The following is a 25,384-nucleotide window of genomic DNA, read 5'->3' on the forward strand; positions in this document are numbered from 1 at the left end:
TTCATCGGATGAAAATCATGAGACGCACGAAGCGCAATCTTCTCGGTGTGATGGCCGCCGCGTTCGCGGGCGGCGCGGGCTCGTCGGCGCCCGCCCGATCGTACGAAATCGATCACAGCAGCGCGGACTGGCGCCGCCGCCTCTCGTCCGAGCAATTCCGCGTGCTCAGGCGCGGCGGCACCGAGCCGCCATTCGCGAGCCCGTTGCTCAAGGAACACCGGAACGGCACCTACGCCTGCGCGGGGTGCGGCCTCGCGCTGTTTTCATCTGCGGCGAAATTCGACAGCGGCACCGGCTGGCCGAGCTTCTGGAAGCCGCTCGACGGCTCGGTCGCGATGCACGCGGACGCGACCGGCCACATGCGCAACGAGGTGCATTGCCGGCGCTGCGGCGGGCATCTCGGTCACGTCTTCGACGATGGCCCGAAGCCTACGGGACTGCGCTACTGCATGAACGGCGCGGCGCTCGACTTCCTGCACGACGACGCCTGACATTGCGCACTCATTCATCTTTCTGGCGACTTTCTCATGAACGCACTCGAATTCAAGCTCGATCCGGCGAAGACGGCGCTCGTGCTGATCGATTTGCAGGCGGGCATCGCCGCCTTGCCCGTGCAGCCTCACGACGCCGCGAGCGTGCTCGCGAACGCGCGTGCGCTCGCCGACCGGTTTCGTGCGCTGGGCGCGCCGGTCGTGCTCGTCAAGGTGGCGTTTCCGAATGCGCCGGGCGGCCTGCGTCCGATCACCGACTCGGGCCAGGCGCAGGAAGCGCCGGAGCCCGCGGGCTGGAGCGAGTTGTGCGCCGAGCTGGACGCGCAGGCGTCGGATATCGTCGTCATCAAGCGGCAGTGGGGCGCGTTCTACGGCACCGACCTCGACTCGCACTTGCGCCGGCGCGGCATCGACACGATCGTGCTGGGCGGCATCGCGACGGCCATCGGCGTGGACGCGACCGCGCGTGGCGCGCACGAGCGCGGGTATCAGCAGATTTTCGTCGAGGACGCGATGAGCGATCTGCACGCCGACACGCACGAATCGACCTGCCGCTACATCTTTCCGCGCATCGGCCGCATTCGTTCGACGGAACAGGTGCTGGCGGCACTGGCATAGCGGCGCGCGTCGCCTATCCTGTAGCGTACGTCCGATATCGACGGGCGCGACGAGGTGCGGTGATGGCAGCCATTCCGAAAGTAGCGATCGCGTGTCAGGGCGGCGGAAGTCATGCGGCGTTCGCGGCGGGCGTGCTCGAACGGCTGCTGAGCGACGAGTGCTTCGACCGGTTCGAGCTGGTCGCGCTGTCCGGAACGTCCGGCGGCGCGATGTGCAGCGCGCTCGTCTGGGCGGGCTTGCTGCTCGGCGGCCCCGCCGATGCCAGGCAGCGCCTTGCCGCCTTCTGGAAGGATTTGGAGGCGCGCGAGGGACCGGATATCGTCGCCAACGCGGTCGGAACGTGGTACGCGCGCCTGCCCATCAATGCGGAAATCAGTCCGTATCTGTATCCGCCGGTCGCCGAGGAGCGTCTGCGCGAGCTGCTCGCCAAGCATCTTCCCTTCGCATCGCTGCCGACGGAACCCGAGCGGCGCGCGAAGCCGACGCTTCTGATCGGCGCGACCGACGTGCGCACCGGCGATCGCGTGATCTTTCCCGGCGACAAGCTGAATCAGGATGAGCTGGTGGCATCGGCCGCGGTGCCGCCGCTGTATCGCGCGGTCGCCGCCGACGGGCGCATGTGCTGGGACGGCCTCTTCAGCAGCAATCCGCCGGTGCGCGAATTCACCGACTTCGCCATCGACATGCGGCCCGACGAGATCTGGGTCGTGCAGATCAATCCGCAGCATCGCCGCGAGCTGCCCGAATCGATGAACGAGATCATCGACCGGCGCAACGAGCTCGCCGGCAATCTCGCGCTCGGGCAGGAGCTTTACTTCACGACGCGCGTGAACGATCTGTTGAAGGCCGACAAATCCCTCGCGAAGCGCTACAAGCCGATCAAGGTGCGCGTCGTGCAGATGCATCTCGACGCGAAAGATTATCCCGGTCCGCTCGACTACGCATCGAAGCTCGATCGCAATCCCGCGCTCATTCATGCGCTGATCCGCAAGGGACGCGAGCGCGCCGAATGGTTCTTCGATGCACGCTCCGACTGGCCGAGAGAAGGCACCGCGCCGCACAGGAGCGTCTACGCGACGACGCCGGCCGCGGTATCGAAGAAGTCATAGCGCCATGAGCGGCGTTTCGCGCGGCGAAGCGATCGAGCACAAAATTTCGCACTCCCATGAATGGTGCATTGCGATTTAGCGGGCACAATCGTTCGGGTAATTTGGGAAGGGCGGTTGCGATGCGAACGATGTCGTGCGCAGAGCCCGGACAACAGCCCGTGACAAGGACATTGCTATGAAAATCAAAACGCTTGGAATGGCCGCCATAGCCTCGGTGATCGCACTGGGAGGCGTGACCGCGAAGGCCGATCGCGCCGCGCCGCGCATCGAAGGAGAAATGGTCGTTCAGATCATCGGCGAGGTGAAGTCTGTCGATACTGCGTCGCGTCGCGTCACGGTGGTGAATGCGCAGGGCGTCGAGACGCGCCTGAACGTGAGCCCGCAGATGCACGATCTCGACAAGCTGCCGCTCGGTACGCGCATCAAGAGCTCGGCGCTGCAGCCTGTCGCGCTGACGCCGGTCGGACATGTGAAGCCTCAGGCGTTCGTCCCCGGCGACAAGCGCTTCGTGGCACAGGTGACGAGTATCGATCCCGCCACGGGCGTCGTCATGCTCGCGGATGCCGATCGCCTTCCCATCGAGGTGCGAACGCGCGATGCGCGTCAGGCGGCTACGCTTGCAAACGGCACGGCCGTCAGAGTGGATGTCCTGAACGCGTCATCCGGGAAGCATTGAATCGCGTGCAACTCTTTAAGAAAAATCTGGTGGTTTCGATTTTTCTGTTCCCTTACTTTTAATCACTCGCTGGCGGGGCCCCGCCTGCCAGTTCGAGCGCGTCCTTTCGTCTCCGTCTGGACGCTGCGCTTCCCCCCGAGCGCTGGACGCGCGGCGTTCCCCACGCCGCGCGTCTTTTTTTCGAGCCGTCACAGCGTCGTCATGCTGATGCCGACGCAACCAGACGAACCAGCGTAATCTCCGACGGCGCGCCCAGTCGTTTCGGCGGTCCCCAATAGCCGGTGCCCCGGCTCGTGTACACCCAAAGCCCGTTGAATTTCACGAGCCCCGCGACGAACGGCTGCTGCAGACGCACGAAGAAGTTCCACGGAAGGAACTGGCCGCCGTGCGTGTGTCCCGAAAGTTGCAGCGTGAAGCCTGCCTCGGCCGCCGCCGTCGCGCTGCGCGGCTGATGGGCGAGCAACACGCGCACGGTGGCATCGTCGGGTGCGCCGCTGAGCGCCTTCGCGGGATCGCTGCGATGCGCGGGATCGAAGCTGCCGGCGCTGAAATCCGTGACGCCCGCGATTACGGCTTGCACGCCATCGTGATTCAGCACGACATGCTGGTTGAGCAGCACGGTCAGACCGAGGCGGCGGAATTCGGCGATCCACTTGTCCGCGCCCGAGTAATACTCGTGATTGCCGGTGACGAGAAACGCGCCATGCCGCGCGGTGAGGCCGGCGAGCGGGCGCGTGTGGTCGGCGAGATTCGGCACGGTGCCGTCTACGACATCGCCCGTCACCGCGATCAGATCCGGCTCGAGCTCGTTTACCGCCGCGACGATACGCTCGACATAGTGACGCTTGATCGTCGGACCGACGTGAATGTCGCTGATCTGCGCGATCGTGAAGCCGTCGAGCGCGGCGGGAAGATCGTCGATGGGCACATCCACGCTCACGACCGGCGCGCGCCGCCGCGCGTTATAGAAGCCGATCGCGGAGAACAGCACCGCGAGGAGCGGCACCGCGAGCGCGCTGTACGCGACCAGCACCGGCGACCCGACCGGCACGCCGCGCAGCCAGTCGGCGAGATGCACGAAGAACAGCATGACGTCGCGTGCGAAGGTCAGAAGAAGCAGCGAGGAGAAGAAGCCGAGCGCGGTCAGCCCGAGCCAGGCGAGGCGATCGGCGAGCGACTGCGGTTCGATCTGCCGCGCCGCCATGCCAAGCGGAATGACGATGACCGACACCGAAAGCAATATCGCCGCCAGCACCTTGAGCGGCAGGCCCACGGGCGCGTCCGGAATGAGCCGCACGCCGACATACAGGTGAAACAGAACGCCGATGCCGATGAAACGGATAAAGAAAGCCGAGCGTCGCATAGCGCCCCTGAGAGATCGAAGAAGCGGCAAGGAGGCGGGCAGTGTGCACCCGCGCCGGATATGGAGCGGATTCTACCGGTTCGACGCCTGTATGGCCTTTAGGGGTCGAGCCGGGCCGAAGAAAGCCATTCGTCAAATATCGTATGAGATTTTTGCTTCAGAGCGCTGACGGGGTATAAATCGATTCGACTTCGGTCGCTGCCGTGGTGTCCGATCAACAGGAAATTTGAAATGATTGGCACTGCGAATTTCGATAAATGGAAATATGGAGCATCACCATGAACCTGAGGCTGTGTGCAGTTTCGGCAATTTTTGTGTCGGCGATGGTTGCGTCGACGGGTTCCGCCATGGCGCAGAACGATCCGCTCGCAAAGGCCGCCGACAAGGTCGTCAGTCTGGCCGATCCGATTCACGTTCACGCAACCATCGTGGGCATCGACGCCGCCAACCGCACGCTGACGCTCCGTGGCCCTCACGGTGATGCAGCCGTGCTCGTGAACAAGGAAGTCACGAACTTCGACAAGCTGCACCTCGGCGACAAGGTCGACGTGCTTTACAAGAACGCGCTGCTCGTGAGCGCCGAAAAGGTGAAGGGCAACGGCGAGCGCGAACGTGTCGATACGGCCGCCTATGAGCCGACGTCGGGCAAGAACGGTGTGACGGGCTTCGACGCCGCTCGTCAGATCGAGGTCCTGGCGACGGTCGAGAGCGTTGACAACAAGAAGCGCACGATCACGCTGCGCGGCCCGTGGCACACCGAGACGTTCGATCTCACGCCGGATCTCGCGGCGGAAAAGCTGAAGAGGGGTGACACGATCCACGCTGTGTTCGTGTCCGCGACGGCGGTGCAAGTGACACCGACCACTTCGACGAACTAACTCGGCGAGACATCGCCAAAAGCCTCGGCACGGAAGTGTCGAGGCTTTTTGCGTTCGGGAGCGTGCAACGCGCGATCAGACCGCCATGCAGAGATACTTGATGACGACGTAATCGTCGATGCCGTAATGCGAGCCTTCGCGCCCGAGGCCCGATTGCTTGACGCCGCCGAAGGGCGCGACTTCGTTCGAGATCAGGCCGGTGTTGATCCCCACCATGCCGTATTCGAGCGCTTCGGCCACGCGCCAGATGCGGCCGATGTCGCGGCTGTAGAAGTACGCGGCGAGACCGAATTCGGTGTCGTTGGCGAGGCGCACGACTTCGTCGTCGGACGAGAATCTGAAGATCGGCGCGAGCGGGCCGAAGGTTTCTTCCTTCGCCACTTTCATGTCGGGCGTGACGCCGGTCAGCACGGTCGGCTCGAAAAAGCCGTGGCCGAGCGTGTGGCGCTTGCCGCCCGACGCGAGCGCGGCGCCTTTCGCGAGCGCGTCCTCGATATGCGACTCGACCTTCTTCACGGCCGCTTCGTTGATGAGCGGCCCGAGCGCCACGCCGCTTTCCGTGCCGCGCCCGACCTTCAGCTTGCCGACGGCCGCTGCCATTTTCTGCGCGAATGCATCGTAGACGCGCTCGTGCACGTAGAAGCGGTTCGTGCAGACGCAAGTTTGTCCGCTGTTGCGATATTTCGATGCGATCGCGCCTTCCACCGCGGCGTCGAGATCGGCGTCGTCGAACACGATGAACGGTGCGTTGCCGCCGAGTTCGAGCGTCACTTTCTTGACCGTCGGCGCGCTTTGCGCCATCAGCAAACGGCCCACGGCGGTCGATCCGGTGAACGACAGCTTGCGCACGATCGGATTGCTGGTCATCTCTTCGCCGATGGCTTTCGGGTCGCCGGTGAGGATGCTGAGCACGCCTTTCGGGATGCCTGCGCGCTCGGCCAGCACGGCGAGCGCGAACGCGGAGAAGGGCGTCGCTTCGGCGGGCTTCACGACGATCGGACAGCCTGCCGCGAGCGCCGGGCCGACCTTGCGCGTGATCATCGCGGCGGGGAAGTTCCACGGCGTGATCGCGGCGCAGACGCCGATCGGCTCTTTGGTCACGACGATGCGTTTGTCGGCGGCGGGCGTTGCGAGGGTATCGCCGGCGACGCGCTTGCCTTCCTCGGCGAACCATTCGATGAACGATGCGGCGTACGTGATTTCGCCCTTTGCTTCGGCGAGCGGCTTGCCTTGCTCGGTCGTGAGGATGAGCGCGAGATCGTCGGCGTTGGCCATCATCAGGTCGAACCAGCGGCGCAGGATGATGGCGCGTTCCTTGGCGGTTTTTTTGCGCCACGCGGGCCAGGCGGCGTTGGCGGCTTCGATCGCGCGGCGGGTTTCGTTCGCGCCCATGTGGGGGACGGTGCCGAGGGATTCGCCGTTCGACGGGTCGATGACTTCGAACGTTTTTCCATCGTCGGATTGTTGCCATTCACCGTTGATGTAGGCTGTGTGGCGCAGGAGCGTCGGGTCGTTTAGGTGCTCTTTCAGGCTCATGGGTTTGGTATTCCTCGTGGGGTTGTAGGGTGTTGTTTGTCGCCGGATCCCGTGGTCGTGTCGGTCTATTGGCACTGCCCCTGGGCGGGGCGGCAGTCGCCTGGTTTGTTCTCGGGTGCGTGCGTGCGTGCGTGAAATCCTGTTTTCGCGTCGGTCTATTAGCGTTGCCCCTATGCGGGGCGGCAGTCACTTTCTTTGCTGCTGCAAAGAAAGTAACCAAAGAAACAGCTATCCCCATCCAAAGTACTTCATGCCGGCCCCGGCACAGAAGATCGTTCGTGGTCCGGCAGTAGCGAGTGCCCTCACAAACTCTCCGGGCTTGGATCGCGCACGGTCTGCCACATCGCGCCGCTCAACTGACTGGTAAGGCGCCAAATAGCTCCGGCCCGCTTCGCGGCCGACCGGTCCATCGGGCGTGCGCGCACTCCCGTGCTAACGCTTCCATCTCACTGCATTCGCCCACCGGCGGTTTCCCTTGCAAACCCAGCGGCAGCGCGTAGCGCTGTGCCGGAGCTATTTGGTGCTGAACCAGCGTGCTCAAACAACTAGCTTGTCAGACCGTGCGCGATCCAAGCCCGGTATGGCCTATGAGGGCACTCGCTACTGCCGGACCACGTGCAATCTTCTGTGCCGCGGCCGGCTTGAAGTGCTTAGGCTGGGGATAGCTGTTTCTTTGGTTACTTTCTTTGCAGCAGCAAAGAAAGTGACTGCCGCCCCGCACAGGGGCAACGCTAATAAACCGACACGAAACTGGGATCCGGCGAAAAAACAGCACCAAGCATCAAGCCGCAGCGCCAACAACCTCAGTTAAAACCTCCTCAAGAATCCCCAAAGCCTCATCAAAAACCGCATCCTGAATGGTGAGCGGAAACAGGAACCGAACGACGTTCGAATAAACCCCACACACGAGCAGCAACAACCCACGCTCCAGCGCCCGCGCCTGCACCTGCTTGGCAAACGTAGGATCGGCCTCACGCGAACCGGTCTTGCAGAACTCCACCGCGACCATCGCGCCGGGCCCGCGCACATCGGCAATTTGCGGCACATCGCCCCGAAGCGAGTCGAGCTTCGTCTTGAGCTTGTCGCCAAGCACCGTCGCGCGCTCGCAAAGATTTTCATCGTCGATGATTTCGAGCACCGCGTGCGCCGCCGCCAGCGCGAGCGGATTGCCCGCATACGTGCCGCCGAGACCGCCGGGCGCGGGTGCGTCCATGATGTCCGCGCGTCCGACGACGCCCGAAAGCGGCATGCCGCCCGCCAGCGACTTCGCGATCGTCATCAGATCGGTCGCGACATCGTAATGCTCCATCGCGAAGAGCTTGCCGGTGCGCGCGAAGCCGGTCTGGACTTCATCGGCGATCAGCAGGATGCCGTGCGCATCGCAGATCTCGCGCAAACCGTGCACGAATTCCACCGGCGCCGGGTTGAACCCGCCTTCGCCCTGCACCGGCTCGAAAATGATCGCCGCGACGCGCGTCGGCTCGATGTCCGCCTTGAAGATATGCCCGATCGCGCGCAGCGAATCCTGAACGGACACGCCGTGCAGCGGATTCGGGAACGGCGCGTGATAGACGTCCGACGGGAACGGCCCGAAGCCGATCTTGTACGGCGCGACCTTGCCGGTGAGCGCCATGCCCATCAGCGTGCGGCCGTGGAAGCCGCCCGTGAACGCGATCACGCCCGGACGGCCCGTCGCCGCGCGCGCAATCTTGATCGCGTTCTCGACGGCCTCCGCGCCCGTCGTGAAGAACGCGGTCTTGTTCGGATAGGTGCTCGGTGCGCGAGCGCTGATCTTCTCCGCGAGCGACACGTACGACTCGTACGGCACGATCTGATACGCGGTGTGCGTGAAGCAGTCGAGCTGCGCACGGATCGCCTCGACGACCTTCGGATGACGATGCCCCGTGTTGCATACCGCGATGCCCGCCGCGAAGTCGATGAAGCGGCGGCCCTCGATATCCCACAGTTCCGCGTTCTCGGCGCGCGCTGCGTAGAAATCGCACATCACGCCGACGCCGCGCGGGGTCGCGGCATTCTTGCGGGCTTGCAGGTCGGCGTTTTTGAGGGTGGTGCTCACAGGAATCTCCTTCGCGCGAGGCGCATGTCGAGGGTGGCCGCATCGGCCGGCTGAACCTGAAGATGACTATAGTAAGATTTGGCCCTCAAGTTCAGAGCCATTTCAATAAATCTATAGGAGCCAATTCGATGTCCACGCGCGCAAGTGTGCTCTCCGACTGGCTCGCTCAGCGCATCGACCGCTCGAACGGCCAGCCGATCTACCGGCAATTGCACCGGCTCCTTCAGCAGGCGATCCTCACGCGCGAACTGGCGGCGGGCGCGAAAGTGCCGTCGTCGCGGCTGCTCGCGGCGGAACTCGGCGTCGGACGCAATACGGTGACGCAGGTGTACGAGCAGCTCGCGCTCGAAGGCTACGTGTCGTCGGCGACGGGGCGCGGCACCTTCGTCGCCGACAGCGCGCCCGACGAAATCCTCTTCGACGACGCGCCCTGGGAAGCCGCCGCGCCATCCGGCCTTCAATCGGCGCTGTCCGCGCGTGGCGCGCGGCTGCTGGCGGGCGCGGGCGTGTCGAAGCGTCAGGGCGGCGCGTTCATGCCGGGCGTGCCGGACGTGTCGCGCTTTCCGTCGCGCGTGTGGAACCGGCTGCACGCGAAATACTGGCGCAAGCCGCTGCCCGATCTGCTGACCTACGCGCCCGGCGGCGGCCACGCGGGATTGCGGCACGCGCTCGCGCACTACCTGCGCACGTCGCGCTCGGTGCGCTGCACGCCGGAGCAGATCGTCGTGACCACGGGCATCCATCAATCGATCGATCTCGCCGCGCGCCTGCTCGCGGATTCCGGCGACACCATCTGGACCGAAGACCCGTGCTACTGGGGCGTGCGCAGCGTCCTGCAGGTGTCGGGGCTCGATCTGAAGGCGATTCCCGTCGATGCGGAAGGCATCGCGCCGACGCCCGCCGATCTCGCATCGCCGCCGAAGCTGATGCTCGTCACGCCGTCGCATCAATATCCGCTCGGCATGGTGATGAGCCTCGCGCGCCGCCGCATGCTGCTCGAATACGCGCGGCAGCATCGCTGCTGGATCGTCGAGGACGATTACGACAGCGAATTCCGTTACGGCAGCCGCCCGCTCGCATCGCTGCAAGGCATGGACTCGGGCGGCCAGGTGATCTACGTCGGCAGCTTCGGCAAGACGCTGTTCCCGGGACTGCGCATCGGCTATGTCGTCGTGCCGGAGGCGCTCGCGGAGAGCTTCGCGACGGCGAGCGCCGAGCTCTATCGCGAAGGGCAGCTGCTGCAGCAGGCGGTGCTTGCCGAATTCATCGAGCAGGGACATTTCACGTCGCACATCCGGCGCATGCGCGCGCTCTACGGCCAGCGCCGCGACACGATGCTCGCGACGATCGCCGCGCGCTACGGCGACAGGCTCGCGATCGCCGGCGGCGATGCGGGGCTGCATCTCGTGCTCAGGCTGCCGAACGATGTCGACGATCGCGCGCTCGCCGCTGCCGCGCTCGCGGAGGACATCGTCGTGCGGCCGCTCTCGGGCTATTACGCGCATCGGCCGGACGCGGAATCCGGCTTGCTGATCGGTTACGCATGCGTGCCGGACGACGAAATCGCGCCGGCTTTCGACAAGCTCGCGGGCGTCATCGACCGTTTTCTGCGCTGAACCGGTCGAAACTTCACGTTTTCGTGGCCGCGCTGCGAAAAAATCGTGCGTGGAACTGGAAAGCGCGGCGCATGTGGAGGATCATGTGCGCCGTTTTCCGATTAACGGCATCGCCCGACTCACTCAGCAAAGGTTTTTCCATGACGACTTCGCCCGATCAACGCTTCACCGTCATCGCCGATCTTTCCGACGACGCCCCGTCGCTGCGCGAGATTCGCCACGACATCCACCGTCATCCCGAGCTGTCCTACGAGGAGACGCGCACGGCGGCACTCGTCGCCGATCGGCTGGAAGAGTGGGGCTGGCAGGTGACGCGCGGCGTCGGCGGCACGGGCGTCGTCGGCACATTGAAAGCGGGCGACGGCGCGAAGAGCATCGGCCTGCGCGCCGACATGGACGCGCTGCCGATCATCGAGCAGACCGGCAAGCCCTACGCCAGCGAGACGCACGGCAAGATGCACGCCTGCGGCCACGACGGCCACACGACGATGCTGCTCGGCGCCGCGCGTCATCTCGCGCGCACGCGCAATTTCAACGGCACCGTGCATCTGTACTTTCAGCCGGCGGAAGAGCACGGCGTGCCGAGCGGCGCGCAGAAGATGATCGAGGAAGGGCTCTTCGAGCGCTTCCACTGCGATGCCGTGTTCGGCGTGCACAACCATCCCGGCGCGCAGCCCGGCACGTTCCTGTTCCGGAAGGGGCCGTTCATGGCGGCGGGCGATCAGGTGTCGATCATCATCGAGGGCGTCGGCGGGCATGCGGCGCGTCCGCATCTGTCCGTCGATCCGGTCGTCGTGACGGCGAGCATCGTGATGGCGCTGCAGACGATCGTCGCGCGCAACATCGATCCGGCGCAGCCCGCGGTGGTCACCGTCGGCTCGATGCACGCGGGCACGGTCAACAACGTGATTCCGAATCGCGCGACGCTGGAGCTTTCCGTGCGCTCGTTCAATCCGCAGGTGCGCGAGCTGCTCAAGCGCCGCATCAGGGAACTGGTCGAATCGCAGGCCGCGAGCTACGGCGCGAAAGCGACGGTGACGTATCTGGAAGGCTATCCGGTCGTCGTGAATTCGGACGCGGAAACGGAATTTGCGATTCAGGTCGCGCGCGAGCTGGTCGGCGAGCAGAACGTCGTCGCGCATGCGGATCTGCTGATGGGCAGCGAGGACTTCGCCTTCATGCTGCAGGAGCGGCCGGGCTCGTTCCTGCGCATCGGCAACGGCGCGGGCGAGGACGGCTGCATGGTCCACAACCCGCATTACGACTTCAACGACAAGAATCTGCCGGTCGGCGCGGCGTACTGGGCGCGTCTGGTCGAGCGTTTCCTGGCGCAATAAGGCAAGACGGCGCGTGATGTTCTCACGCGCCGTTCGATCATCAGGCCGGCAGCCTGAAACTGCCGATCGCCTCGCGCAGCATATCCGCCTGATCCTTCAGCGAATGTGCGGCGGCGGCGGCTTCCTCGACGAGCGCGGCGTTCTGCTGCGTCACCTGATCCATCTCGACGACCGCGCGGTTCACCTGCTCGATGCCCGCGCTCTGCTCGCGCGACGCGTGGCTGATCTCGTCGAGAATCTCGTTCACGCGGCGCACCGACTGCACGATTTCCGTCATCGTCGCGCCCGCGTTCGTCACGAGCGACGCGCCTTGCTGCACCGTCTGCGTCGACGTCTCGATGAGCGCCTTGATTTCCTTCGCCGCCGTGGCCGAGCGCTGCGCGAGGCTGCGCACTTCGGCCGCGACGACCGCGAAGCCGCGTCCCTGTTCGCCCGCGCGGGCGGCTTCCACCGCCGCGTTGAGCGCGAGGATGTTCGTCTGGAACGCGATGCCGTCGATCACGCCGATGATGTCGCCGATCTGCTGCGAGCTTGCGGTGATGCGCGTCATCGTGTCGATCACGTCATCGACGACGCCGCTGCCGCGCGTCGCCACGTCCGCCGCCTGCTCCGCGAGACGCGCCGCCTGCGCCGCGCTCTCGGCGTTGTTCTTCACGTTGGCGGTCATCTGGTCCATGCTCGATGCGGTCTGCACGAGCGCCGCCGCCTGTTCCTCGGTGCGCTGCGAGAGGTCCGTATTGCCCGCCGCGATTTCCGACGCGCCCACGTTGATGTTCTCGGTGCCATTGCGCACGCGCGAAACGGTCTCGACGAGGCCCCGCTGCATCACGCCGAGCGCGTGCAGGAGACTCGTCGTGTCGTTCGGACGAACATCGACGGTGCTCGTCAGATCGCCGCGCGCGATGCGATGCGCCGCGCCGACCGCGAGCTCCAGCTCGCCGCCGAGATTGCGCCGGATGCTGGAGAGGACGATCAGCATCGCCGCCGTCGCGATGCCGCCGAGCAGCGCGGTGATCGCGAGCCAGCGCAGCGCGCTCGCATAGAACGCGCTCTGCACGTCGTCCATGTACATGCCGGTGACGAGATACCAGTCCCACTGCGCGAAGCGCTGCGAGTACGAGAGCTTCGGCACCGGCTTGTCGCTGCCCGGCTTCGACCACAGATAGCTGATGAAGCCGCCGCCGGGCTGATCGCCGGCCTTGACGATATCGACGAACAGGCGATTGCCCGCCGGATCGGTGTACGTCGACAGATCCTGCCCGTTCATCGCGGGCTTGATCGGGTGCATCACCATCTTCGGATGCGAGTCGTTGATCGAGAGATAGCCGTCCGTGCCGTAACGGATCGCGCCGACCACTTCCAGCGCGCGCTTCTTCGCTTCCTCTTCGGTGAGGCTCTTGTTCGCGGCGAGCGCCGCGTAGTGCGCGGTGATGGCGTGCGCCTCGTTGACGAGGGTCTTCAACTGCTCCTTGCGGTCGTCGATCATCGACGTCCGGTTCTGCCACGCCCCGATGATCCCGATCGCGATCAAGCCGATCCACAGCACGGCGATCAGCGAGCCGAGCTTCCTGTTCAACGTCATTCTGTTCATGTTGCGCCCGTCGCCTCTTTGCGTTGTCTGTCATGAGCGGCGGTGCATGCCGCCGCTTGCCCGCTTTACGGCAGGCGCGGCGGCGGAATGTAGGGCGGGGAATACCCGTAGGGTATTCGTCCGATCGAAGCGCGAAGCTCAGAGCCGCCGGATCGGGTCCTTGTCGGGCGGCGCGTCGGGATGCTGCGGCTCGTCCGGGCGATGCCCCGGCGAAGGCGGCGTGAGCGGATCGGCTTCCGGATCGCGGTTCGGGTCCGCGACGGGGTCCGGAACGGGATTGGTCTGCATGTCGAATTTCATGATGTCCCCCGAAAGGTGGATCGTCTATGCCGATTCGTGCGCCGCCGGCATATGCAGCGTGAACGGCTCGCCCGGATGCGCATCGCCGGTTTTCGAGAGCGCGGCGCGGGCCCGTGCGGCGATGGCGTCGCTGCCGGTGTCGCGCGGATGCTCTTCGAGGACGATATGCGGCGTGCCGAGCGCGCGGGCAGCGGCGACGGGTGATGAAGCGGCGGCATCGTCGGAGACCAGCAGACGCGCGTTCGCGATCAGGCGCGGCAGCGTGGCCGGCGCGACGGCGCCCGCGAGAAAGAGCGCGGCCGTCTGCATCGCGCCGAGCACGCCGGCGGTGCGCTCGGGATCGGGCGCGTCGCCGACGATGGCGATCTGCCAGCCGTCGGCGGCGAGCTGGTCGGCGACATCGGCGTAACGCTCGGCGGGCCACGCGGGCGCCGCGCGATGGCTGCCCGGATGGATCAGCACGAGACGCTCGCGCTCGATACCGTGGAACGCGGCGAGTTCGTCGTACTCGGCATCGGATGGCATGGCCGGCGAGGCGCTCGGTGCGTCGGGGACGAGCGCGGTCGCGAGGTCGTCGCTCAGTGTGGAAAGGGGATTGGCTCGCATCCTGGCTCCTGCAATTGGCGTGGCCTCGTTTCGGTGTTCCGCGTGGCAAGCACCCGCCGTGCCCGGCGCGATGTCGGGCCCGTCTTGCGGGAAAGCGCGCGCCGCCGGGACAGATTGCATCCGGAACCGTGACAGTTTGAGCGGCGGTTGCGGCATCTGTCACGTATTGAAGGAGGCGCGACGGCGCTCGTCAAGGCGCCGCGCCTTTCATCGCCGATGTAAAAAAGCCGCCGCCTCGCGAGGGCGAGGCGGCGGCTCGATCGTGCGTTTTGCGCGACGCGCGCGGCGCTCAGGTTTCGCCGTTGCCGTCGTCGGCGGGCAGCGTCTTCGGCGTGAACGCCTCGGCGCGGCGGCGGATGCCGTCGACTTCGCCGGTGACGAAGGTGCGCTTGTCGGCGGCGAGCGCTTCCTGGTATGACGCGCCTTCCGGCACGCGATGCAGCAGCGCGCGCAATTCGCCTTGCGTGGTCTGCTCGACCGGTTCGTAGTCGTAGAGGCCGAGTTCGAGTTCGGCACGCTCGTGCAGGATGAACAGGCACGACGCGAACACCGCGACCGCGAGCACTTCCTGCGCGCCGAAGCGGAATTCGTGCGGCACCGGCGAGAACGGCAGCCACGCGATCACGGCCGCGCCGGCGAGCGCCAGCGCGATCGTCGCGTTGAGCAGGCGTTGCAGGCGCGCGATGATGCGCTCGCGTTCGGTCTTCAACTGCCCCGCCGATTTCGGCACGAGCGCGATGAGGGATTGTTGACGGCGGAGTTCTTCGAGCGGGAGAGCGGCCATGGAGATGTGGTTAAGACCCATCGGTGAGCGCCGGAGCGGCGCGACACCGGTTTAACGCGCGGCTTACAGGAACGTTGACGGCGCTTTCGTCTTGTTGCTTCCTGTTTCTTCCTGTTGCATTCGGCCGCGCGCTCAGCGCGTGCGGTCCTTCACCGGCGTGCGGATGGTCGCGACGCCGTCCGCGATCTGCTGCGCGAAGACGAGCGCCTCGACGATCGTCCCGAACACTTCGGCGCGGATGTTGTCGTCGGTCAGACGCATCAGATACGACGGATGATAGGTCGGCACGATGATGTGCCCCTTGTGCTCGATGGTCTTGCCGAGATACTCGGACAACGCCGTGCGATGCCCCGTGAGCGCCTTCAGCGCCGTCGCCCCGAGCGCGACGACGACTTTCGGCGCGACGCGCTTCAGTTCTTCGTCGAGCCAGTAGCGGCAGGCCTCGCGCTCGCGCTGCGCGGGCGCAAGATGCGCGCGTTCCTCGCCGTGCGCTTCCCACTTGAAGTGCTTCACCGCGTTGGTCAGATAAAGCGATTCGCGCGCGATCGCCGCCTCGGCGAGCGCTTCGTCGAGCAGCTTGCCCGCCGGGCCGACGAACGGCTTGCCCTCGCGGTCTTCCTGATCGCCCGGCTGCTCGCCGACGAGCATCACGCGCGCATCGGCGGGCCCGACGCCCGGCACGGCCTGCGTCGCGTTGCGCCAGAGCGCGCAGCGCTTGCACGCGTCGAGCGACGGCGGCGCGGTGAGCATCGTGCCCTTGATCGGCTCCAGATCCGTGTTGATGGCGACTTCCATCTCGGACGGCACGTTGCGAGGATCGCGGTCGCGCCGCGAGTAAGGGTCGGCGCGGGAAATCAGCGCGGGGTCGGTGCGTGCGTTCTCCGGGCTTTTCCAGTAGCGCACCGGCATGTGCGACGCCATTTCGGCGGCATTCTCCTGCGCCGGCGCGAAGGTGCTCTCGTAGTACGCGAGCCAGAGCGCCTCGATGGCGTCGCCGCTCACGGCTTCGCCGCTCATCGCGGTGTCGCCGAAATCCATCGGCTTTTCTTCCGGCTCGCTGGTGCGGTCCACGCGCAAGAGGGCGCCGTCCCAGAAGGCGGCGCCGTGCGGCGTGGCGATCATCCACGTGGCGTTGCCCATGCGCGTGGCGAAATGCATGGCGGCGTGCTCCAGCAGATCGTGCACCGGCTCGAACCAGCTGATGAACTCGGGCGGCCCGAGCGACGAATCGCGATGCCGGAAGCGCAGCACCTTGCGCATCTCGCGCTCCTCGGCCTCGACCACTTCGATCATCCGGCGCAGCCGATAGCCGTCCGCGTCATCTGCCGACGCGATCGCGCGGTCGCCCTGCGTCCAGCGCCACAGCGCCTTGTAGAGAAACTGCCAGCGGTCCGGCGTGCGATAACACGCCGCCGTTTCGAGCATGGCGAGAAACTCGCGCGCGATCCTGACCGGCTTCTTCGCGTTCGGATCCGCCGAGCCGGGTGGAAGAGGGGCGATGGAGCCGAACACGGTGGCCGATGCATCGGTTTCGCGCCATAGCACGTCTTCCGGGCGCGCACCCTCCATGAGGAGATTGCGCGCTTCGGTGCGCCAGGCGGCAAACGACGGATCGAGCATGACGCTTTTCATCGGCGAACGGAATCAGAAAAGTACTGTATATCCATACAGTAATTCTAGCGATCCGAGCTGCTTCTAGGCAACTATTTAGGGACGTTCGTGCCCCTTTACGCGACGCGTTTCAGGCGATGAGACATGGGAACGGTCATTGCTGAAATCGATCCATCGCGGTCATCGATTGCCTTGTCGATTGCTCAGTCGCCTGCTGGGGATGGCCGCCGGACCACATCGATCTACGGAGCCGACATGCTTGCCATCGTCATCCCTGCCCACAACGAAGCGGCGCATATCGGCGCGTGCGTGGCGGCCGCGCGCCGCGCAGCGGATCATCACCAGCTGCTCGGCGAAGCGGTGCGCGTGATCGTCGTGCTCGACAGTTGCACCGATGACACCGGCGACATTGCGCGGGCGCTGGGCGCGGACGTGACGCGCATCGACGCGCGCAATGTCGGCATGGCGCGCGCATGCGGCGCAGACCGGGCGCTCGCGCTGGGCGCGCGCTGGCTCGCTTTCACGGACGCCGATACCACCGTCGCCGAAGACTGGCTCGTGCGCCAGCTCGACTGCCGCGCGGACGCGGTGTGCGGCGTGATCGGCGTGCATGACTGGTCGCCGCATATCGGCGCGGTGCGCGAGCACTTCGGGCGCACCTATACCGACGCGGACGGGCATCGGCATATTCATGGCGCGAACCTGGGCGTATCGGCGAACGCGTATCTGCGAGCGGGCGGATTTCCGCCGCTGGAATCGAGCGAGGACGTGGCGCTCGTGGAGGCGTTGCTGGCGACCGGCGCACGAATCGAATGGAGCGCTTCGCCGCGCGTGGTGACGAGCGCGCGGACGGATTTTCGCGCGAGGAAAGGGTTCGGCGCGACCTTGCTGGACGTCAGCAGTAGCTATATGCCGATCAGCACCGACGCCGCCGATTCGGCCGATACGGTTGCGATCGCGGCTTGAGGGCGGTCAATTGTCGACTGCTTCCTTGATTCCGGCGTCGCCTTTTCCGCGCATCACCGTGCCGGTCAAAAAGGCTGTCAACACGCTGACGAGCAGCGTAACTGCAACCGCGATGGCGACGCCGTCGTGATTGTGCTCGGCGAGTCCATAGACGAGTCCGAAACCGATCAGCACGAGGAATCCCGCGATGAACTGCGCGCGGATGTCCTTGCGGATCGACCCGCGCAAACCGAGGGTTTCGATTTCCCGGGCGTGCTGGCTGTTCATCTGAAACTCTTCGACGATCAGCCGCCCCGCACCCGGCACGATGCGGTCATATTGGGCGAGATGCTCCGGCGGCGGCATGGGCCCGCGAAACGAGTGCGTTTGCACCGCCACCGTGACCGATGCCTTGCCGGCCGCGATGACCGGCTCCGCGACGTCTGCCGGGACCGGTTCGGCAATGTACCGGACCTTGCTGTCCCTAGCGATTTCGTTCACGCTGCCCGTACCCTTCGATGGCGCCGTGCAGGCCCGACATGGTTCGCTCCCATGCGCGATCCATCATTTCCTCAGCGGACCTGCGCGGATACGCCGACCGATAGTCGGTAGGCGGACAAATGGAAAACGCGCCCGCCAGCGCATGTGCAACGCGCCGCACTTCGCTCCAGATCTTCATGTGATGCTCCGTGGAAGGATTGTCCGCTGCGCAACCGGACGGTCGCGAGTGAAATTTATCCTACCATTTGCTTAATGATCCGAAGCAATTAGACCGAACGGCCAGGCGCTTTTCAGACATTCCAGCAGCGCGCGGGCAGGCCGTTTTCAATCGTGCCGGAGATCGCCCGGCAGATCGATATCGCGCAGCACATTCGGATCGCCGACTTCGACGATGAACGGCGTCTGCGTCGAAAAGATGCCGCGCGCGCCCGCATCGCCGTCGAGCGCGGCGAGCGCGTCCCGATGCGCGATGCCGAACCCGACCGGATGCCCGCGCGTGCCGCGATAAAACGGCGCAACGAGCGATGCGCCTTCGTCGAGCGGACGGGCGACCGCTTCGTAGGTCGCCGGCTCGATCCACGGCATGTCGCCCAGGGCGACGAGCCAGCCATCGGCTTCGGAGGTCGCGCGCACGGCGGCGGCGAGCGTCGCGCCCATGCCGCGCTCGGCATCGGCGCTGAAGATGACATTGCAGCCGGCTTCGTTGAGAACATCGGCGAGCTTTTCGGCGCCCGGACGCACGACCGCGATGACTTCCGCGGCGACCGCCAGCAGCCTGCGCGCCGACTGGAACACGACGGGCGCGCCGCCCGGCAAGGCGGCAAGCAGCTTGTTGTGGAGGCCGGACGGGTCGAAGCGGGTGCCGAGACCCGCCGCCAGCAGGATGCCGGTCGCGTTCGACGAATAGCTCATCGCGGCTCATCGTGTGGGGATCGAACCGGAATTGTGCGGCGCATCGAAGATCGCCGCAAGCACGAAAAAAGCACGCGGCGGTCATGGCCGCCGCCGCGTGCGTGGTTGCGCATCACGCCATCGTCGGCGGCAGGAGCTTGTCGAGCGTGATCGGCAGATCGCGCACGCGCACGCCCGTCGCGTGATACACCGCGTTGCCGAGCGCGCCCGCGACGCCCGTGATGCCGATCTCGCCGATCCCGCGCGCGCCGTGCGGATTGATATACGGATCGGGCTGACCGACGAAGGAGATATCGAGCATGCCGATGTCCGCGTTCACTGGCACGTGATACTCCGCGAGATTCGCGTTGGTGTAACGCCCGTATCGAACATCCAGCTCGCTCTTCTCGAAGAGCGCCGAGCCCACGCCCCACACGATGCCGCCCATCAACTGGCTGTGCGCCGTTTTCTCGTTGAGCAGCGTGCCGACGTCGTACACCGCGACGATGCGCGGTACGCGAACGATGCCGAGGTCCGCGTCGATATGCACTTCCGCGAACACGGCGCCGAACGAGTGGAACGCGTACTGCTTTTTCTCGTCGCCGGGGCGGGCGGTGGCGACGGCCTCGATCGCGCGGCCGCCGTTGCGCGCGATGATCGCCGCCGCCGGATCGCGCCGGTCCGGATTCGACACGCTCACGACCCAGCCGTTGTTCACGATCACGTCCTCGCGCGCGAGCCCCGCGACGGGCGAGCCGCGATCCGCGAGCGCCATCGCGATGAGCTGGTCTCGTGCCTGCATCGACGCTGCCCGCACCGCCGGCGACACGCTCGCCGCCGATTGCGAACCGCCCGACACCGGCGCCTTCGGCAAGGACGAATCGCCGAGCGCGAAGCGCACGTAATCGAGCGGAAAGCCGAGCGCGTCGGCGGCGACCTGCGTCATGATCGTGTAGGTGCCGGTGCCGAGATCCTGCGTGCCGGAGGCGACCATCGCGGTGCCGTCGGGCAGGATGCGCGCAACCGCCGATGCCTCGCTGCGGTTCGCCGGATACGTCGCCGTCCCCACGCCCCAGCCGACGAGCGTATTGCCCTCGCGCATCGAGCGCGGTGCCGCGTTGCGCTTCGACCAGCCGAACTTCTCCGCGCCGCGTCGATAGCATTCGAGCAGCGACTTCTCCGACCAGGGCTTCTTCTCCTGCGGCTCCATGTTCGCGTGGTTCCTGATGCGGAACGCAAGCGGGTCCATCTTCAGCTGATACGCCATTTCGTCCATCGCCGTTTCGAGCGCGAACGAGCCGCTCGTCTCGCCGGGCGCGCGCATGAAAGTGGGTGTGCCGATGTCGAGCTTCACGAGCTTGTGCGACGTCGACTGGTTCGGCACCGCGTACAGCATGCGCGAGACGATCGCTGAGCTTTCGGTCCAGTCCTCGAAGGTCGAGGTCGTCGAGATCACGTCGTGACGCATGCCGGTCATGATGCCGTCGTCGCGCGCGCTCACCTGGATGCGCTGCTCGGTGTACGGCCGGTTGCCGATCATGCCGAACATCTGCGGACGCTCCAGCACGAGCTTGACGGGCCGCCCGGTCTGCTTCGACGCCATCGCCGCCAGCACGACGTGCGACCACACCGAGCCCTTGCAGCCGAAGCCGCCGCCGACGAACGGGCAGATCACGCGCACGTTGTCCTCGGCGATGCCGAAGAACTTCGCCACCGCGCTTCTCGCGCCGGAGACGCCTTGCGTCGCGTCGTAGAGCGTGAGGTTGGGACCGTCCCAGCGGGCGAGCGTCGCGTGCGGCTCCATCGGATTGTGATGCTCGTAAGGCGTCGTATAGACGGCGTTCAGGCGCGTCGGGCCCTGCTTCAAACCCGCGTCGACGTCGCCACGCTTCGTCGTGATCGCGCGGCCCATCATCCTTTCTGGCTGATAGGCGGAAACCTTCGCGCGCTCGAAATCGGCATTCGGCATCGCGGCTTCGTAGCGCACGTCGACATAACGCGCCGCGCCTTGCGCATGTTCCAGCGAATCCGCGACGACTACCGCCACCGGCTCGTTGCTGTAGCGCACTTCGTTCGTCTGCAACAGCGTGAGCTTGCGCACGGCGGGCGGCTGCGCGTCGGGGACGCCGTTGTTCGGCAGGCGCATCGCGTTCCGATGCGTCATCACGAGCAGCACGCCGGGCATGGCTTGCGCGCGGCTCGTGTCGATCGACGCGATGCGGCCCTTCGCCACCGTGCTCGTGACGAGTACCGCGTGCGCGAGTTTCGCGTCGGTGGCGTCGCCCGAATAGCGCGCCTGGCCCGTGACCTTCAGCACGCCGTCGGTGCGATCGAGCGGTTTTCCGATGACAGTCATGCGGCACCTCCGGCCTGTTGAACCGCGCGCACGATCGCGCGCTGCGCGAGCGCGACCTTGAACGCGTTGTCGCGCTGCGGCTGTGCGCCTTGCACCGCGAGCGCGGCGGCGGTCTGCAGCGTCGGCTTGTCGAGCGTCTTGCCGATGAGCGCGCGCTCGGTCGCGTTCGCGCGCCACGGCTTGTGCGCGACGCCGCCCAACGCGATGCGCGCGCTCTTCACGGTGTTGCCGTCCATCTGCAACGCAGCCGCGACGGACACGAGCGCGAACGCATAGCTCGCGCGGTCGCGCACCTTCAGATACTTCGAGTGCGCAGCGAAGAGCGGCGGCGGCAGATCGACGGATGTGATCAGCTCGCCCGCCTGCAAGGTCGTGTCGAGATCGGGCCTGTCGCCCGGCAGACGATGAAACTCCGCGAATGGAATCGCCCGCTCGCCGTTCGGGCCGGTGACGCGCACAACGGCATCGAGTGCCGCGAGCGCGACGCTCATGTCGGACGGGTTCGTCGCGATGCAAGTACGGCTCGCGCCGAGAATCGCGTGCATGCGCGTGTTGCCGTCGATGGCCGCGCAGCCGCTGCCCGGCGCGCGCTTGTTGCATTGAGGGAAGGCGGTGTCGTAGAAGTACGGGCAGCGCGTGCGCTGCATCAGATTGCCGCCGACCGTCGCCATGTTGCGCAGTTGCGCCGATGCGCCCGCGAGCAGCGCCTGCGAAAGCAGCGGATAACGCTCGCGCACCCACGCGTGATTCGCCGCGTCGCTGTTGCGCACGAGCGCGCCCAGGCGCAGGCCGCCGTCGGGCAGCGCGGTGATGCCGTTCAACGCATCGATGTGCGTGATGTCGACGAGCTTCATCGGCCGCATCACGCCGCCTTTCATCAGATCGAGCAGATTGGTGCCGCCGCCGATGAACATCGTGCCCGGCTGGCTCGCCGCCGACAGCGCGGAACCGATGTCGGCGGCGCGCTGATAGGAGATCGCGTCCATGTGCGTCTCCTTCAGGCGTTGCCCGACGCGACGGCTTTCACCGCCGCGACGATGTTCGGATATGCGCCGCAGCGGCAGATGTTGCCGCTCATGCGCTCGCGGATTTCATCGTCGGAGAGTTGCGCGGGGCGAAAGCGCACGTCGGCCGTCGCGGCGCTGGCATCGCCGGCGCGATATTCGGCGATGAGCGCGGTGGCCGAGCACAACTGTCCCGGCGTGCAGTAGCCGCACTGGAAGGCGTCCTTCTCGATGAACGCGCGCTGGATCGGCGCGAGCGTGTCGCCGTCGGGCGCGAGGCCTTCGACGGTCGTGACCGATTCGCCGTCGTGCATCACCGCGAGCGTCAGACACGAGTTGATGCGCCGGCCCGACACGATCACCGTGCACGCGCCGCACTGGCCGCGGTCGCAGCCTTTCTTCGTGCCGGTCAGCCCGGCGTATTCGCGCAAGGCGTCGAGCAGCGTCGTGCGCGCCTCGACCTGCAGTTCGTACGGGTGGCCGTTGATAGTGAGCTTCACGGGCATCGTCGGGGCGGCGGCGGGCGGCGGCGCCACGGCGGGCGTCGCGGCGGCCTGTTGTTGCGCATGGGCGAGCGGCGCCGCGGTGACAGCCGCGGCGGCTGCGGCCGACTGGAGAAAACGCCGGCGCGACGGCTTCTGAGCCGCATCGTTCGCGTCTGCGACGTGCTGATTGACTGGGGACATGGCGATCGGTTGCTCCTCGCTCGTTCGGAAGGGCGCCGCCCGAGGCTCGAATCTCCGTGGGCTCCGGCTCGCGACCGACTGCGACCTCGATGTGCGAGCGCCGATGCTCGAGTCTTTCGGGTGATGCGTGAAGACGCGCGTGATGCGCAGGACGCGGATATGTCCAGTCGGCCGACTGTAAGCCGACCGAACGTTCGACCCTCCGCGACGGGTAGAGGCGAGCAAGTACGGTGCCATGCGGCGAAGCCGTTCGCACGGCGGCATGACTCCGCGGTTCATGCGCGGCCATGCAAGTAAATGCTGCATGCGCGCGTAAATCCGGGCGGGATGCCTGCAAGCTGCGCGCAAGTATCGCGATTGTTTCGCGGCCCGCGTGGCGCTTCAGCGCACTTTTGTGACCCTTCGACCGGCGCGACGCTTCAAAATGGCGCGTCTGGCTGTCGAGCAAATCCAGTATGGCGTCCCATTCGAGTCTTTATCACGTCGCGCTTTCTCACTATTCGCAGGGACGTTACGCAGACGCGTCGAGCGCGCTCGCGCCGCTCCTTCGAACCGATGGCGCCGATGCCGACGCGCTCAATCTCGCCGCCGTCTGCGCGTATCGCATGCAACTGCATGAAGAAGCCGAAGCATTCTGGCGCCGGGCCATCGCCGCGCGTCCTCTGGACGCCGGTCTGCGTGCCAATCTGGGCAATTTCCTGAGAGAGAGGCAGCGTTTCACGGACGCGGAAAGCGCGTACCGCGATGCGCTCGCGATTCGCCCGGATTTTCCCGAAGCGCACTTCCATCTCGCCGCGATGCACACGCGGGCCGGGCGCTGGCCCGAAGCGGAGACGGCTTACCGGCTGGCACTGGCTGCGCATCCGGATTACGCGGAAGCGCACAACGACTTCGGCAATCTGCTGCACGGGCTCGGGCGTCTGGACGAAGCCCGGACGCATCTCGAACGCGCGCTCGCCGCCCGTCCCGACTGGGCCGACGCGCACTACAACCTCGGCAACGTGCTTACGGCATCCGGCCGCCTGCTTGAAGCGGAGAGCGCGTATCGCAAGGCCGTTTCGCTGCGACCCGATCTCGCGGGCGCGCACAACAATCTGGGCGGCGTGCTGGAGGCGCTCGGCCGATGCGAGGAAGCCGAAGCGGCTTATCGAAGCGCGCTCGGGTGTCGTCCGGACATGAGCGAGTCATGCTTCAACCTCGGCAACGCGATCTACGAGCAATGCGCGTCCGGCCGCTGGGATCGCTTGCACGAAGCCGAGGCCGCGTACCGGCAGGCGCTGTCGATCCGGCCGGATTTTCCCGCCGCGCTCGGCAACCTGGGGATCTTGCTCAAGGAGCACCGGGGCCGCCTGAGCGAAGCCGAGGCGCTGTTTCGGCAGGCATCGCACATCGACCCGAACGCCGACGATGCCCGCCTCAATCTCGCGACGACGCTCCTGCGCGCCGGCGATTACGAACGCGGCTGGCCGCTCTTCGAAACGCGCTATGGCGAACGTCTGCCGCAGACACACATCCGGCCGCCCGATCTGGCTTGTCCCCGATGGCGCGGCGAGCCGGTCGCGGGCAAAACCCTCGTCGTGATGGCGGAGCAGGGTTTCGGCGACACGCTCCAGTTCTGCCGCTATCTGCTGCTCGTGAAGGCGCAGGGCGTCGCGAGACTGATGGTCGTGTGCCCGCCGGCGCTCGTCGCCCTGATCCGGTCGATGGACGCCGTGGATATCTGCATCGCCCAGGCCGATCTGCATGCGCTGCCGCCCGCCGATTACTGGTGCTTCATGATGAGCCTGCCGATGCTGATGGGCACCGCGCTCGATACCATTCCTGCGCCGCTGCCGTATCTGCGGCCGTCGCGGGAGCGCGTCGCGTTCTGGCGTGAACGTCTGCCGGAGGGCGCGCCGAAGATCGGGCTCGTCTGGGCCGGCGAGCCGCGTCCGCACTTGCCCGACCGGTTCGGGACATTCAGCCGGCGCTGGCTCGACGCGCGTGTGCTGGCGCCGCTCGCCGCGTTGCCTGGTTTCGCGTTCGTCAGCCTGCAAAAGGGTCCGGGCGCGCGGGCGCAGATCGACGCGCTTCCATGGTCGAGCCGCCCACTCGACCCGATGGACAGCGTCGAGGACTTCAACGACACGGCGGCGCTCATCGCCTCGCTGGATCTCGTCATCACGGTGGATACGGCCGTCGCGCACCTGGCGGGCGCGCTCGGCAGGCCCACGTGGATTTTGCTGGGCTCGAACGCGTGCTGGCGCTGGCTGGAAGATCGCGACGACTCGCCGTGGTATCCGTCGGCGCGGCTTTTCAGGCAGGCGCAGCCGGGCAACTGGGAAGAAGTGATCGGGCGCGTCGCGGCGGAGCTGTCGCGATTCGATGCCGGCAACTAACCGTCTGTCGATGCCGAAGCCGCCGCGGCG

At 66.2% G+C, this 25,384-nt stretch carries 23 protein-coding genes; 9 read left to right on the forward strand and 14 right to left on the reverse strand.

Going from position 1 to position 25,384, the window contains the following annotated elements; genetic code table 11:
* The first annotated feature begins 8 nt into the window (after window positions 1-8).
* The 4 genes from msrB (at window position 9) to AWB78_RS07350 (ending at window position 2,894) form a co-directional block, all read left to right on the forward strand.
* The gene (msrB, locus tag AWB78_RS07335) at window positions 9-491 is read left to right on the forward strand and encodes a peptide-methionine (R)-S-oxide reductase MsrB (protein WP_062603714.1); all 483 of its coding nucleotides are present in this window, start codon (window positions 9-11) and stop codon (window positions 489-491) included.
* A gap of 36 nt (window positions 492-527) precedes the next feature.
* The gene (locus AWB78_RS07340; protein WP_062603716.1) at window positions 528-1,109 is read left to right on the forward strand and encodes a hydrolase; all 582 of its coding nucleotides are present in this window, start codon (window positions 528-530) and stop codon (window positions 1,107-1,109) included.
* 62 nt (window positions 1,110-1,171) lie between these two features.
* Window positions 1,172-2,218, forward strand: coding sequence for a patatin-like phospholipase family protein (locus AWB78_RS07345; protein ID WP_062603717.1), 1,047 nt, complete (start codon window positions 1,172-1,174; stop codon window positions 2,216-2,218).
* Window positions 2,219-2,393: 175 nt separating this feature from the next.
* The gene (locus AWB78_RS07350; RefSeq protein WP_157697434.1) at window positions 2,394-2,894 is read left to right on the forward strand and encodes a hypothetical protein; all 501 of its coding nucleotides are present in this window, start codon (window positions 2,394-2,396) and stop codon (window positions 2,892-2,894) included.
* A 199-nt stretch (window positions 2,895-3,093) separates the two neighbouring features.
* Here AWB78_RS07350 and AWB78_RS07355 read toward each other — a convergent pair whose 3' ends face one another.
* Window positions 3,094-4,257 (reverse strand): metallophosphoesterase, encoded by a 1,164-nt coding sequence (locus AWB78_RS07355; protein WP_062603721.1) that lies wholly within the window; start codon window positions 4,255-4,257, stop codon window positions 3,094-3,096.
* 278 nt (window positions 4,258-4,535) lie between these two features.
* On the opposite strand from AWB78_RS07355, the gene AWB78_RS07360 reads away from it, so the two are divergent.
* Window positions 4,536-5,135, forward strand: a complete 600-nt coding sequence (locus tag AWB78_RS07360; RefSeq protein ID WP_062603995.1) for a hypothetical protein — start codon at window positions 4,536-4,538, stop codon at window positions 5,133-5,135.
* Window positions 5,136-5,210: 75 nt separating this feature from the next.
* Here the strand turns inward: AWB78_RS07360 and AWB78_RS07365 are convergent, their stop codons facing one another.
* Complete coding sequence (locus AWB78_RS07365) at window positions 5,211-6,671, reverse strand: NAD-dependent succinate-semialdehyde dehydrogenase (RefSeq protein WP_062603723.1); 1,461 nt, start codon at window positions 6,669-6,671, stop codon at window positions 5,211-5,213.
* A gap of 781 nt (window positions 6,672-7,452) precedes the next feature.
* Window positions 7,453-8,748: a 4-aminobutyrate--2-oxoglutarate transaminase gene (gene gabT, locus AWB78_RS07370; RefSeq protein ID WP_062603724.1), complete on the reverse strand. Its 1,296-nt coding sequence runs from the start codon at window positions 8,746-8,748 to the stop codon at window positions 7,453-7,455.
* A gap of 128 nt (window positions 8,749-8,876) precedes the next feature.
* On the opposite strand from gabT, the gene pdxR reads away from it, so the two are divergent.
* Both pdxR and AWB78_RS07380 read left to right on the forward strand, forming a co-directional pair.
* Window positions 8,877-10,364, forward strand: coding sequence for a MocR-like pyridoxine biosynthesis transcription factor PdxR (gene pdxR, locus AWB78_RS07375; protein ID WP_062603726.1), 1,488 nt, complete (start codon window positions 8,877-8,879; stop codon window positions 10,362-10,364).
* Window positions 10,365-10,504: 140 nt separating this feature from the next.
* A complete protein-coding gene (locus AWB78_RS07380) occupies window positions 10,505-11,701 on the forward strand; it encodes a M20 aminoacylase family protein (RefSeq protein ID WP_062603728.1) in 1,197 nt (398 codons plus the stop codon).
* 40 nt (window positions 11,702-11,741) lie between these two features.
* Here AWB78_RS07380 and AWB78_RS07385 read toward each other — a convergent pair whose 3' ends face one another.
* The 5 genes from AWB78_RS07385 to AWB78_RS07400 all read right to left on the reverse strand — a co-directional run bounded on the left by AWB78_RS07385 (window position 11,742) and on the right by AWB78_RS07400 (window position 16,602).
* Window positions 11,742-13,283 carry a methyl-accepting chemotaxis protein gene (locus tag AWB78_RS07385; RefSeq protein WP_062603731.1) on the reverse strand — a complete coding sequence of 514 codons (1,542 nt, stop codon included), beginning with the start codon at window positions 13,281-13,283 and terminating at the stop codon, window positions 11,742-11,744.
* Between the two features lie 147 nt (window positions 13,284-13,430).
* Window positions 13,431-13,592 carry a hypothetical protein gene (locus AWB78_RS47580; RefSeq protein WP_167390443.1) on the reverse strand — a complete coding sequence of 54 codons (162 nt, stop codon included), beginning with the start codon at window positions 13,590-13,592 and terminating at the stop codon, window positions 13,431-13,433.
* A 24-nt stretch (window positions 13,593-13,616) separates the two neighbouring features.
* Window positions 13,617-14,198: a glycosyltransferase family 9 protein gene (locus AWB78_RS07390; protein WP_062603733.1), complete on the reverse strand. Its 582-nt coding sequence runs from the start codon at window positions 14,196-14,198 to the stop codon at window positions 13,617-13,619.
* A 289-nt stretch (window positions 14,199-14,487) separates the two neighbouring features.
* Window positions 14,488-14,982 carry a hypothetical protein gene (locus AWB78_RS07395; protein WP_062603736.1) on the reverse strand — a complete coding sequence of 165 codons (495 nt, stop codon included), beginning with the start codon at window positions 14,980-14,982 and terminating at the stop codon, window positions 14,488-14,490.
* A 132-nt stretch (window positions 14,983-15,114) separates the two neighbouring features.
* Window positions 15,115-16,602 (reverse strand): UdgX family uracil-DNA binding protein, encoded by a 1,488-nt coding sequence (locus AWB78_RS07400; RefSeq protein WP_232477631.1) that lies wholly within the window; start codon window positions 16,600-16,602, stop codon window positions 15,115-15,117.
* A gap of 246 nt (window positions 16,603-16,848) precedes the next feature.
* On the opposite strand from AWB78_RS07400, the gene AWB78_RS07405 reads away from it, so the two are divergent.
* Window positions 16,849-17,559 carry a glycosyltransferase family 2 protein gene (locus tag AWB78_RS07405; RefSeq protein WP_062603740.1) on the forward strand — a complete coding sequence of 237 codons (711 nt, stop codon included), beginning with the start codon at window positions 16,849-16,851 and terminating at the stop codon, window positions 17,557-17,559.
* Between the two features lie 6 nt (window positions 17,560-17,565).
* On the opposite strand, the gene AWB78_RS07410 is transcribed toward AWB78_RS07405, so the two are convergent.
* From AWB78_RS07410 to AWB78_RS07435, 6 genes are all read right to left on the reverse strand, one after another.
* On the reverse strand, window positions 17,566-18,039 hold the full coding sequence (locus tag AWB78_RS07410; protein WP_232477632.1) for a DUF2335 domain-containing protein: 474 nt from the start codon (window positions 18,037-18,039) through the stop codon (window positions 17,566-17,568).
* On the reverse strand, window positions 18,023-18,217 hold the full coding sequence (locus AWB78_RS07415) for a hypothetical protein (RefSeq protein WP_062603741.1): 195 nt from the start codon (window positions 18,215-18,217) through the stop codon (window positions 18,023-18,025). The genes AWB78_RS07410 and AWB78_RS07415 overlap by 17 nt, the downstream gene beginning before the upstream one ends.
* A 146-nt stretch (window positions 18,218-18,363) precedes the next feature.
* The gene (locus AWB78_RS07420) at window positions 18,364-18,951 is read right to left on the reverse strand and encodes a nucleotidyltransferase family protein (RefSeq protein ID WP_062603743.1); all 588 of its coding nucleotides are present in this window, start codon (window positions 18,949-18,951) and stop codon (window positions 18,364-18,366) included.
* Between the two features lie 112 nt (window positions 18,952-19,063).
* On the reverse strand, window positions 19,064-21,286 hold the full coding sequence (locus AWB78_RS07425) for a xanthine dehydrogenase family protein molybdopterin-binding subunit (protein WP_062603745.1): 2,223 nt from the start codon (window positions 21,284-21,286) through the stop codon (window positions 19,064-19,066).
* A complete protein-coding gene (locus AWB78_RS07430) occupies window positions 21,283-22,272 on the reverse strand; it encodes an FAD binding domain-containing protein (protein WP_062603747.1) in 990 nt (329 codons plus the stop codon). The genes AWB78_RS07425 and AWB78_RS07430 overlap by 4 nt, the downstream gene beginning before the upstream one ends.
* Before the next feature lie 11 nt (window positions 22,273-22,283).
* Window positions 22,284-22,976 (reverse strand): (2Fe-2S)-binding protein, encoded by a 693-nt coding sequence (locus tag AWB78_RS07435; protein WP_062603749.1) that lies wholly within the window; start codon window positions 22,974-22,976, stop codon window positions 22,284-22,286.
* 455 nt (window positions 22,977-23,431) lie between these two features.
* Here AWB78_RS07435 and AWB78_RS07440 point away from each other — a divergent pair, with 455 nt between their 5' ends.
* Window positions 23,432-25,354 (forward strand): tetratricopeptide repeat protein, encoded by a 1,923-nt coding sequence (locus AWB78_RS07440; protein WP_062603750.1) that lies wholly within the window; start codon window positions 23,432-23,434, stop codon window positions 25,352-25,354.
* Window positions 25,355-25,384 lie beyond the last annotated feature (30 nt).

This window comes from Caballeronia calidae, from assembly GCF_900044055.2.
Classification (GTDB): Bacteria; Pseudomonadota; Gammaproteobacteria; order Burkholderiales; family Burkholderiaceae; genus Caballeronia; species Caballeronia calidae.

What these genes read in the sequence shown, in the direction of transcription:
- AWB78_RS07415 (WP_062603741.1), bottom strand. Translation starts at nt 18,217, where the DNA reads ATGAAGATCTGGAGCGAAGTGCGGCGCGTTGCACATGCGCTGGCGGGC.
- AWB78_RS07340 (WP_062603716.1), top strand. Translation starts at nt 528, where the DNA reads ATGAACGCACTCGAATTCAAGCTCGATCCGGCGAAGACGGCGCTCGTG.
- AWB78_RS07420 (WP_062603743.1), bottom strand. Translation starts at nt 18,951, where the DNA reads ATGAGCTATTCGTCGAACGCGACCGGCATCCTGCTGGCGGCGGGTCTC.
- AWB78_RS07395 (WP_062603736.1), bottom strand. Translation starts at nt 14,982, where the DNA reads ATGGCCGCTCTCCCGCTCGAAGAACTCCGCCGTCAACAATCCCTCATC.
- AWB78_RS07385 (WP_062603731.1), bottom strand. Translation starts at nt 13,283, where the DNA reads ATGACGTTGAACAGGAAGCTCGGCTCGCTGATCGCCGTGCTGTGGATC.
- AWB78_RS07355 (WP_062603721.1), bottom strand. Translation starts at nt 4,257, where the DNA reads ATGCGACGCTCGGCTTTCTTTATCCGTTTCATCGGCATCGGCGTTCTG.
- AWB78_RS47580 (WP_167390443.1), bottom strand. Translation starts at nt 13,592, where the DNA reads ATGAAATTCGACATGCAGACCAATCCCGTTCCGGACCCCGTCGCGGAC.
- AWB78_RS07440 (WP_062603750.1), top strand. Translation starts at nt 23,432, where the DNA reads ATGGCGTCCCATTCGAGTCTTTATCACGTCGCGCTTTCTCACTATTCG.
- pdxR (WP_062603726.1), top strand. Translation starts at nt 8,877, where the DNA reads ATGTCCACGCGCGCAAGTGTGCTCTCCGACTGGCTCGCTCAGCGCATC.
- AWB78_RS07365 (WP_062603723.1), bottom strand. Translation starts at nt 6,671, where the DNA reads ATGAGCCTGAAAGAGCACCTAAACGACCCGACGCTCCTGCGCCACACA.
- AWB78_RS07425 (WP_062603745.1), bottom strand. Translation starts at nt 21,286, where the DNA reads ATGACTGTCATCGGAAAACCGCTCGATCGCACCGACGGCGTGCTGAAG.
- AWB78_RS07430 (WP_062603747.1), bottom strand. Translation starts at nt 22,272, where the DNA reads ATGGACGCGATCTCCTATCAGCGCGCCGCCGACATCGGTTCCGCGCTG.
- AWB78_RS07405 (WP_062603740.1), top strand. Translation starts at nt 16,849, where the DNA reads ATGCTTGCCATCGTCATCCCTGCCCACAACGAAGCGGCGCATATCGGC.
- AWB78_RS07360 (WP_062603995.1), top strand. Translation starts at nt 4,536, where the DNA reads ATGAACCTGAGGCTGTGTGCAGTTTCGGCAATTTTTGTGTCGGCGATG.
- AWB78_RS07400 (WP_232477631.1), bottom strand. Translation starts at nt 16,602, where the DNA reads ATGCTCGATCCGTCGTTTGCCGCCTGGCGCACCGAAGCGCGCAATCTC.
- AWB78_RS07380 (WP_062603728.1), top strand. Translation starts at nt 10,505, where the DNA reads ATGACGACTTCGCCCGATCAACGCTTCACCGTCATCGCCGATCTTTCC.
- AWB78_RS07350 (WP_157697434.1), top strand. Translation starts at nt 2,394, where the DNA reads ATGAAAATCAAAACGCTTGGAATGGCCGCCATAGCCTCGGTGATCGCA.
- AWB78_RS07390 (WP_062603733.1), bottom strand. Translation starts at nt 14,198, where the DNA reads ATGCGAGCCAATCCCCTTTCCACACTGAGCGACGACCTCGCGACCGCG.
- msrB (WP_062603714.1), top strand. Translation starts at nt 9, where the DNA reads ATGAAAATCATGAGACGCACGAAGCGCAATCTTCTCGGTGTGATGGCC.
- AWB78_RS07435 (WP_062603749.1), bottom strand. Translation starts at nt 22,976, where the DNA reads ATGTCCCCAGTCAATCAGCACGTCGCAGACGCGAACGATGCGGCTCAG.
- AWB78_RS07345 (WP_062603717.1), top strand. Translation starts at nt 1,172, where the DNA reads ATGGCAGCCATTCCGAAAGTAGCGATCGCGTGTCAGGGCGGCGGAAGT.